Genomic DNA, 1,066 nt, shown 5'->3' on the forward strand with positions numbered 1-1,066 from the left:
GCTACTGGGAGCCTCTCAATTTCTTGGAATTCGGATGGCCGAACGCCGCCTTGCGGCGGCCTTCGGATTGACGCGGCGCTCCAAGCGCCACAGTGGCACCTTCAATGGGTGCCAGGGGCCCTGTTTCCAAGGCCCCCTTGAAATCACCAGCGGTAGTGAGCGAAGGCCTTGTTCGCTTCCGCCATACGGTGGGTTTCTTCACGCTTCTTGATGGCGCCGCCACGGTTTTCCGAGGCATCCAGCAGTTCAGCAGCCAGCTTGCGCGGCATGGTGTTTTCACCACGCTTACGAGCCGAGTCGATCAGCCAACGCATCGCCAGAGCCATCTTGCGCGAAGCGCGCACTTCGACCGGCACCTGATACGTGGCACCGCCGACGCGGCGCGACTTCACTTCGACGCCCGGAGCGACGTTGTCCAGTGCCTTCTGCACCAGCTCAACTGCGTTCGGGTTCTTTTCGCTGATCACGTCCATGGCGCCATAGACGATCTTTTCAGCAACGGACTTCTTGCCGCTCAGCATCACCATGTTGATGAAACGGGCGATGGTTTCGCTTCCGTGCTTGGGATCGGGCAGGACCGAACGCTGGGGAGTATTACCTTTACGTGACATGTCTTATTCCTCAGGCCTTCGGACGCTTGGCGCCGTACTTGGAGCGCGCCTGGCGACGCTTGGCAACGCCGGCGGCATCGAGCGAGCCACGGACGGTGTGGTAACGCACACCCGGCAGATCCTTGACGCGACCGCCGCGGATCAGGACCACGGAGTGCTCCTGCAGGTTATGGCCTTCGCCACCGATGTAGCTGATGACCTCTTCCTGGTTCGTCAGGCGCACTTTGGCAACCTTACGCAGGGCCGAGTTCGGCTTCTTCGGGGTGGTGGTGTACACGCGCGTGCAGACGCCACGGCGCTGCGGGCACTTGTCGAGTGCCGGCGAGGCACTCTTGTAGGTGGTCGCTTGCCGCGGCTTGCGTACCAGCTGGTTGATCGTCGCCATCAGTAGGTTCTTCTGATTGGGGCCGTTAACAACGGCCAAGGATGCGGAAAATGTAAAGCAGGCCAAATTT

General features: G+C 60.9%; 2 protein-coding genes. Both read right to left on the bottom strand.

Annotation, left to right across the window (positions count from 1 at the left end):
* Positions 1–143: 143 nt before the first annotated feature.
* Positions 144–611, bottom strand: a complete 468-nt coding sequence (rpsG, locus tag ABB26_RS17325) for a 30S ribosomal protein S7 (RefSeq protein ID WP_057635971.1) — start codon at positions 609–611, stop codon at positions 144–146.
* Between the two features lie 10 nt (positions 612–621).
* Positions 622–996 carry a 30S ribosomal protein S12 gene (rpsL, locus tag ABB26_RS17330; protein ID WP_004145320.1) on the bottom strand — a complete coding sequence of 125 codons (375 nt, stop codon included), beginning with the start codon at positions 994–996 and terminating at the stop codon, positions 622–624.
* Between the last annotated feature and the right edge of the window lie 70 nt (positions 997–1,066).

The sequence above is a fragment of the Stenotrophomonas humi genome (assembly GCF_001431415.1).
GTDB classification, from domain to species: Bacteria; Pseudomonadota; Gammaproteobacteria; order Xanthomonadales; family Xanthomonadaceae; genus Stenotrophomonas; species Stenotrophomonas humi.